At 78.1% G+C, this 7,245-nt stretch carries 10 protein-coding genes; 8 read left to right on the top strand and 2 right to left on the bottom strand.

Annotated features, from left to right (window positions below; genetic code table 11):
• The 6 genes from ACI781_RS11595 to ACI781_RS11570 all read left to right on the top strand — a co-directional run.
• Positions 1 to 1,410 (top strand): aminotransferase-like domain-containing protein (locus ACI781_RS11595; RefSeq protein WP_456566251.1); only part of this gene is annotated, 1,410 nt, incomplete at its 5' end.
• A 189-nt stretch (positions 1,411 to 1,599) separates the two neighbouring features.
• On the top strand, positions 1,600 to 1,893 hold the full coding sequence (locus ACI781_RS11590) for an ANTAR domain-containing protein (protein ID WP_456566250.1): 294 nt from the start codon (positions 1,600 to 1,602) through the stop codon (positions 1,891 to 1,893).
• 97 nt (positions 1,894 to 1,990) lie between these two features.
• The gene (locus ACI781_RS11585) at positions 1,991 to 2,656 is read left to right on the top strand and encodes a lysophospholipid acyltransferase family protein (protein ID WP_456566249.1); all 666 of its coding nucleotides are present in this window, start codon (positions 1,991 to 1,993) and stop codon (positions 2,654 to 2,656) included.
• A complete protein-coding gene (locus tag ACI781_RS11580; RefSeq protein ID WP_456566248.1) occupies positions 2,629 to 4,149 on the top strand; it encodes a cobyric acid synthase in 1,521 nt (506 codons plus the stop codon). Before ACI781_RS11585 ends, ACI781_RS11580 begins: the two co-directional genes overlap by 28 nt.
• Before the next feature lie 19 nt (positions 4,150 to 4,168).
• Positions 4,169 to 4,774: an MSMEG_1061 family FMN-dependent PPOX-type flavoprotein gene (locus ACI781_RS11575; protein WP_456566247.1), complete on the top strand. Its 606-nt coding sequence runs from the start codon at positions 4,169 to 4,171 to the stop codon at positions 4,772 to 4,774.
• Between the two features lie 42 nt (positions 4,775 to 4,816).
• Entirely contained in the window at positions 4,817 to 5,242 is a 426-nt protein-coding gene (locus ACI781_RS11570; protein ID WP_456566246.1) for a VOC family protein, read from the top strand.
• A gap of 18 nt (positions 5,243 to 5,260) precedes the next feature.
• On the opposite strand, the gene ACI781_RS11565 is transcribed toward ACI781_RS11570, so the two are convergent.
• Positions 5,261 to 5,458: a hypothetical protein gene (locus tag ACI781_RS11565; protein ID WP_456566245.1), complete on the bottom strand. Its 198-nt coding sequence runs from the start codon at positions 5,456 to 5,458 to the stop codon at positions 5,261 to 5,263.
• Positions 5,459 to 5,609: 151 nt separating this feature from the next.
• On the opposite strand from ACI781_RS11565, the gene ACI781_RS11560 reads away from it, so the two are divergent.
• Together ACI781_RS11560 and ACI781_RS11555 are read left to right on the top strand one after the other, a co-directional pair.
• Positions 5,610 to 6,185, top strand: coding sequence for a type II toxin-antitoxin system PemK/MazF family toxin (locus tag ACI781_RS11560; protein WP_456566244.1), 576 nt, complete (start codon positions 5,610 to 5,612; stop codon positions 6,183 to 6,185).
• Between the two features lie 45 nt (positions 6,186 to 6,230).
• A complete protein-coding gene (locus tag ACI781_RS11555; protein WP_456566243.1) occupies positions 6,231 to 6,935 on the top strand; it encodes a class I SAM-dependent methyltransferase in 705 nt (234 codons plus the stop codon).
• 7 nt (positions 6,936 to 6,942) lie between these two features.
• On the opposite strand, the gene ACI781_RS11550 is transcribed toward ACI781_RS11555, so the two are convergent.
• Entirely contained in the window at positions 6,943 to 7,224 is a 282-nt protein-coding gene (locus ACI781_RS11550; protein WP_456566242.1) for a hypothetical protein, read from the bottom strand.
• Positions 7,225 to 7,245 lie beyond the last annotated feature (21 nt).

Genomic DNA, 7,245 nt, shown 5'->3' with positions numbered 1-7,245 from the left:
CGGGCGGCGCGGGGCGGGGCGGGGGCGGCGGCGCGCGCCCCCGCGGCCCCCCCCCCCGCCCGGCGCCCCCCCCCCCCCCCCCCCCCCCCCCCCCCCCCCCCCCCCCCCCCCCCCCCCCCCGAGCGGGAGCTCGCCGCCGCCCTCGGGCTCTCCCGGGTCACCGTCGCCTCCGCGTACCGGGAGCTGCGCGACTCCGGGCACGCGACCACCCGGCACGGCTCGGGGACCGTCACCGAGCTGCCCGGGTCCGGGCCGGGCTGGGGTGCGCCCAACACCGACCCGCGCTACCTGGACCTGGCGCACGCCGCCCCCGAGGCCGCGCCGCAGCTGACCGGCGCCTACCGGCAGGCGCTGGAGGCGCTCCCCGCGTTCGCCGCCGGGCACGGCTACGCCAGCGGCGGGCTGCCGGAGCTGCGCGCCGCCGTGGCCGACCGGTTCACCGCGCGCGGGCTGCCCACCGACGCCGACCAGGTGCTGGTCACCGCCGGGGTGGGGGACGCCACGGCGCTGGTCCTGGAGACGCTGCTGCAGCCCGGCGACCGCGTGCTGGTCGAGCACCCCACCTACCCCGGCGCCCTCGGCGCGGTCGAGGCGCACGGCGGGCGCTGCCTGCCGGTGCCGGTGGACGCCGCGGACCCCGACGCCGTGGTCGGCGCGGCGCAGCTGGCGGCGCGGCAGAGCAGCCCGCGGCTGGCGTTCCTCATGCCCGACTCCTCCAACCCGACCGGGGCGCGGCTGAGCGCGGCCGGCCGGCGCCGGCTGGCCGCGACGCTGTGGCAGCACGGCGTCCTGTCCGTCGTCGACGAGATCAGCGCGGAGCTGTACCTGGACGGCGGCCCGCTCCCCCCGTTCGCCGCGGGCCTGCCCGATGCCGCGACCGTCACCGTCGGCGGGCTGTCCAAGACCGTCTGGGGCGGGCTGCGGATCGGCTGGGTGCGGGCCGACGCGGCGCTGGTCGCCCAGCTCGCGGAGTCGCTGCGGCGGCGGCAGCTGTCGGTCGGCGTGCTCGACCAGCTCGCCGCCACCACGCTCGTGCGCGACCTGGACGCCGTCCTCGGGCCGCGCCGGGCGGCGCTGCGCGAGCGGCGCGACCTGCTGCGCGCGGAGCTGGCCCGGCGGCTGCCGGACTGGACCGTGCCCTGCCCCGACGGCGGCCTGTCGCTGTGGTGCACCCTGCCGCCGGGCGTCGGCTCCGCCGCCCTGGTCGCCGCGGCCGCGCCGCTGGGGCTGCTGCTCGCCGAGGGGCGGGCCTTCGGCACGGGGCACGCCTTCGACGACCACCTGCGGCTGCCCTTCACCCGCCCCGCCGACCAGCTGCGGCGCGCGGTGGAGCTGCTGGTGCAGGCCGAGGCGGCGGTCCGCGGCGGTGCCGACCGGCCGGCGGCGGGGCGCTCGCTCGCCGTGGTGTGAGCCGGGCTGCAGACCTGCCGGCCGGCGGCTACGGTCAGGTCGCGGACAGCCCTCCGGCGCGCCGCAGCCGAGCGGTCGAGACCACGGCCCCGCCGGCGCACGCCGGTTCCCGCACCACTCCCGTGGAGCCCACCGATGAGCAGCGCCCCCGCACCGACCCACCGCCCCGTCCGTCCACCTGCAGCGACCATGCCGCCCGCCCCGGACGGGCGGGTGCAGGCCCTCGAGCTCGAGGTCGTCCAGCTGCGGACGGCGATGTCCAGCCGGGCGGTCATCGAACAGGCCAAGGGCATCCTGATGCTCCTGACCGGGTGCACCGAGCAGGTCGCCTTCGCACTGCTGACCCACATCTCCAGCACGACCCACCGCAAGGTGCGCGACCTCGCGGTCGCCCTCGCCGACTCCGCCTGCGGCCGCGCGCGGCTGCCGGCGGACGTGCAGGCCGCCCTGCACGAGGTCGTCCCGCCGCGCCGCGCCGGCTGACGGCGCCCGCGGACCTGCGTTCGGGCGGCGCGGGCGCACCCGGCAGGATTGCCGGGTGCCCCGGTCGTCCACGCCGGGCCGACGAGGGAGGCGCGGCGTGCTCTACGGGTTCGCGAGGTTCGTCCTGCGCCCGCTGTCCCGCGCGCTCTTCCGCACCCGCGTCAGCGGGCAGGAGAACGTGCCGGCCACCGGGCCGGTGATCCTGGCCAGCAACCACCTGTCCTTCATCGACAGCATGGTCATCCCGCTCTCCGCGCCGCGACGGGTGCGCTACCTGGCCAAGGCCGAGTACTTCACGACGCCGGGGATCGGCGGCTGGTCCACCCGCACGCTGTTCACCGCCCTCGGCGCGCTGCCGGTCGAGCGGGAGACCCACCGGGCCGCGCAGGCGGCGCTGGACACCGCGCTGGGCGTGCTGCACGACGGCGACGCGTTCGGCATCTACCCCGAGGGCACGCGGTCGCGCGACGGCCGGCTGGCGCGCGGGAAGACCGGCGTCGCCTGGCTCGCCCTCACCGCCGACTGCCCCGTCGTCCCGGTCGCCGTGTCGGGCACCGACCGGGTGCAGCCGGTGGGCGCCACCTGGCCGCGCCCGCACCGGGTGACGGTCACCTTCGGCGCCCCCCTGACCTTCCCCGAGCACCGCGGCCAGGCCCGCAACGGCCGGGTCCGCCGCGAGGTCACCGACCGGATCATGACCGCGATCGCCGAGCTCTCCGGGCAGGAGAAGGCCGGGTGGGGCGACCCGCGCCAGGCGGCGTGAGCGGCGGCCTGCTGGTCGCCGGCACCACCTCCGACGCGGGGAAGTCCGTCGTCACCGCCGGGATCTGCCGGTGGCTGGTGCGCCAGGGCGTCTCCGTGGCGCCGTTCAAGGCGCAGAACATGAGCAACAACTCGATGGTCACGCCCGACGGCGCCGAGATCGGCCGGGCGCAGGTCATGCAGGCCGCCGCGGCGCGGGTGGAGCCCGAGGCCGCGATGAACCCGGTGCTGCTCAAGCCCGGTGGTGACGACTCCTCGCAGGTGGTGGTGCTGGGCCGCCCGGTCGCCGACGTGACCGCGCTGTCCTACCGGCCGATGAAGGCGGCGCTGCTGGAGCAGGTGCTCGGCAGCCTGGCCGACCTGCGGGCCCGCTTCGACGTCGTCGTGTGCGAGGGCGCCGGCTCCCCCACCGAGATCAACCTGCGGGCCGACGACATCGCCAACATGGGCCTGGCCACCGCCGCGCAGCTGCCGGTGGTGGTCGTCGGCGACATCGACCGGGGCGGGGTGTTCGCCGCCCTGTACGGCACGGTCGCGCTCATGCCGCCGGCCGACCAGCGGCTGGTCGCCGGGTTCCTGGTCAACAAGTTCCGCGGGGACGCCCGGCTGCTCTCCCCCGGTCTCGACGAGCTCACGCGGCTGACCGGCCGGCCCACCCTCGGGGTGCTGCCGTGGCTGCCCGGGGCGGCGCTGGACGTCGAGGACTCGCTCGGGGTGCCCACCGGGGTCTCCTCGGCGGGGCCGCCGCACGGCGAGGAGGTGCTGCGGGTGTCGGTGGCCCGGCTGCCGCGGCTGTCCAACTTCACCGACCTGGACGCGCTGGCCACCGAGCCGGGGGTGCTGGTGCGCTACGCGACCCGGCCCGAGGAGCTGGCCGACGCCGACCTGGTGGTGCTGCCGGGCACCCGCTCGACGGTCGCGGACCTGCGCTGGCTGCGCGAGACCGGGCTGGCCGACGCGGTGTCGCGCCGCGCGGCCGAGGGCCGGCCGGTGCTGGGCATCTGCGGCGGCCACCAGATGCTGGCGCGCACCATCACCGACGAGGTCGAGTCGCGGGCCGGGGCCGTGCCCGGGCTGGGGTTGCTGCCCGCCGACGTCGTCTTCGCGCGGGAGAAGACGCTCGGCCGCCCGGTGGGGACCGCCTACGGGCGGCCGGTGCGCGGCTACGAGATCCACCACGGGCAGGTGCGCGTGGACACCTCGGCCGAGCCGTTCCTGGACGGCGCCCGCGCCGGGTCGGTGTGGGGCACCACCTGGCACGGCGCGCTGGAGGACGACGACTTCCGGCGGGCGTTCCTGGCCGAGGTGGCGCGCGCGGCGGGCCGGCGGTTCGTGCCGGCGCCGGCGACGTCGTTCGCCGCGGCCCGGGAGGCCCGGCTGGACGCCCTCGGCGACCTCGTGGCCGAGCACGCCGACACCGACGCGCTGTGGCGGCTGCTGGAGTCGGGCCCCCCGGCGGGCCTGCCGCTGCTGCCGGCCGGGACGGTCGGCTGAGCCGGTTACCGTCTCGGGGGTGAGCACTCCCCCGGCCGCCGGGCCGCTGGCCGCCTACCGCGCGCCCAACCGGATCCCGCTGGACAAGGTGATCGACCGGGTCGACGCCCACTGCCGGGCGTTCGTCGAGATCTCGCCGTGGGCGACGCTCGCGACCGCCGACGCCGAGGGGTGGCCCGACGTCTCCCCCCGCGGCGGTGAGCCGGGCTTCGTGAAGGTCCTCGACGAGCACCGCCTGGCCCTGCCCGACCGGCCGGGGAACAACCGGGTCGACAGCCTGCGCAACGTCGTCGCCAACCCGCGGGTGGCGCTGATGTTCCTGGTGCCGGGCATCGAGGAGGTGCTGCGGGTGTACGGGACGGCGACCCTCGTCGGCCCCGACGACCTCGGCCTGGACCTCACCGAGTTCGGCCGGCCGCCGCTGTCGGTGCTGGTCGTGGACGTGCAGCGCGCGTACTTCCAGTGCGCCAAGTCGCTGATCCGGTCGGGGCTGTGGGCGCCCGACAGCTGGGGCGGCCGCGGGGACTTCCCGCCGATCGGCCAGGTGTTCCGCGACCACTGCCGGCTGCCCGCGCCGCTGCCGCCGGACGACGTCCTGCGGGCGGGCCTGCTCCCGGAGCTCTGAACCGGGCGGTCCTGTCGGGGGCCTGCCCTAGCCTGCGGGCCCATGGCGACCGAGTTCCAGGTGACGATCGACTGCGCCGACCCGCACGGGCTGGCCGACTGGTGGGCCGAGGCGCTGGGCTGGGAGGTGGAGCCGCAGGACGCGGCGTTCATCGCCCGGATGGTGGCGGAGGGGCACGCCCGCGAGGAGGAGACCACCGAGCACCGGGGCGCGCTGGTCTGGCGCAGCGGGGCGGCGCTGCGCTCGCCCGACCCGGGCCGCCCGCGGGTGCTGTTCCAGCGGGACGACGCACCCAAGTCCGGCAAGAACCGCGTGCACCTGGACCTGCGGGTGGGCGATGAGCGGCGCGAGGCCGAGGTCGCCCGGCTCACCGCGGCGGGCGCGCGCGAGCTGTGGCGGGCCGGTCAGGGCCCGTTCCGCTGGGTTACGATGGCCGACCCCGAGGGCAACGAGTTCTGCGTGGCCTGACGTCGACCGGCCGGGGCGTCAGCCGGCGCGGATGTCGCGGGCCAGCCGGCGGGAGGCGACCGTCCGCTCGGCCGCGGCCCGGGTCCGGTCCCGTCTGCTCCGCCGTCCCTTCCCGAGGTAGCGGGCGTCCTCCACGAGCTGGAAGGCGGCCAGCACGCTGGCCTTCACCTCGCGCGGTCGGAGGAACGGTGGCGGCACGGGCTCGGCCGAGGTCATGGGCCTCTCCTCTCGGAGACGGCCCCCCGACCGTCCCGAGGGACATGGTGCCCCGCTGTCGGCGTTCCGAACCAGATCCGTGACCGATTGATGCCGATGTGTCACGAGTGACATCTGGGACGCCCGGTCCGGCGGTCCGTACCGTGCGGGCATGGCCTTCTCCGGACGGCGGCTGGCCGGGTTCCTGCGCACCGTGCTCGACGCCGCGACCCGCCCCGCACGCCCCCGCGGCGACCGCACGGACGCCCCCGCCCGGCCAGGGCGGGCGGCCCGGCCGGCCCCCCGCTCCGCGCCCGCACCGGCGCCCGGGGCGGGCGTGCGCGACGTCCCCGGCGACCCGGGGGACGTCGACCTCGCCTACCGCGCGCACGACGACGGCCGGCCCGACCCGGGCGAGGTCGTCTGGGCCTGGGTGCCCTACGACGAGGGCGACGGCCGCGGCAAGGACCGGCCGGTGCTGGTCATCGGCCGGCGGGGCCCGTCGCTGCTCGGGCTGATGCTGACCAGCAAGGACCACGACCGGGACGCCGCCGACGAGGCACGCCACGGCCGGGCCTGGATGGACGTCGGGTCCGGCGCCTGGGACAGCCGCGGCCGCCCCAGCGAGGTCCGGCTGGACCGCCTCCTGCTGCTGGAGCCCACCGACGTCCGCCGGGAGGGCGCCGCCCTGGACCGCGACCTGTTCGGCGAGGTGGTGGCGGCCGCCCGCCGGACGCAGGGCTGGTAGCCGCGGCACCCGGGACCGGTTGACGGCGGCGGCAGCCTGGAGCCCGTGGACGACGTCTTCTGGGCCGTGCACCGCGACCTGCCGCGCGAGGGCGTCGGCTCCGACGCGACCACCCGCGCGCTGCTGCGCCTGGCCGGCCCGCTGCCCGGCCGGCGCGCGGTGGACGTCGGGTGCGGCCCGGGCGTGTCGGCGCGGGTACTCGCGGGCGAGGGCCTCGACGTCGTCGGCCTCGACCTGCACCGGCCGTTCCTCGACCGGCTGCGCGCGGGCGCGACCGGCGGGTGGCCGGCCCCGGTGCAGGCCTCGATGACCGCGCTGCCGCTGGCCGACGGCGCCGTGGACCTGCTGTGGTCCGAGGGCGCCGCCTACGCGATGGGGGTGGACGAGGCCCTGGTCTCCTGGCGGCGGGTGCTGGCCCCGGGCGGCGTGCTCGTCCTCACCGACGCCGGCTGGACCGGCGTGCCGCCGTCCGCCGCCGTCCGGGAGTTCTGGTCGGCCTACCCGGCCATGCGCTCGGCCGGGGAGACGGCGTCGGCCGCCGAGGCCGCCGGCTACGAGGTGCTGGCCGTGCGGGAGCTGCCGGACTCGGACTGGGCGGCCTACTACGGGCCGATGGCCGCCCGGCTGGCCGAGCTGGCCGCCGCCGGGGTCGACCCGGCGGCGCTGGCGCCGCACCGGGCGGAGATCGACCTGCGCCGCGACCACCCCGACGAGTACGCCTACTGGGCCTTCGTGCTGCGCCGGGCCTGACGCCCCGTCAGCCGGCGGACCCCCCACGACCGCGGCCGGGCGCGCCACCCCGGGCGGGCGCCCGCAGGTGGTAGACGCCGGCGGCACCGGGCAGCTCCTGCAGGTCGTAGCGGCTGACGACCTTCGGCCCGTCGTGCAGGTGCACGTGGGTCACCGTCGGCAGCGGGTCGCCGTGCCGCGCCGGGCGCACCTCGACGCGGCCGTCGAGCGGGCCGCCGACGAACAGCAGCACCGTGTCGTCGGTCGCCTCCTGCACGGGCAGCTCGCTCCCCTCCGTCGCGTCGGACACCCGGTCGAGGGTAGGCGCCCC

The organism is Blastococcus sp. SYSU D00695, from assembly GCF_054050555.1.
The sequence above is the reverse complement of the archived record's forward strand: the minus strand, read 5'-3'. Positions and strand labels throughout refer to the sequence as shown.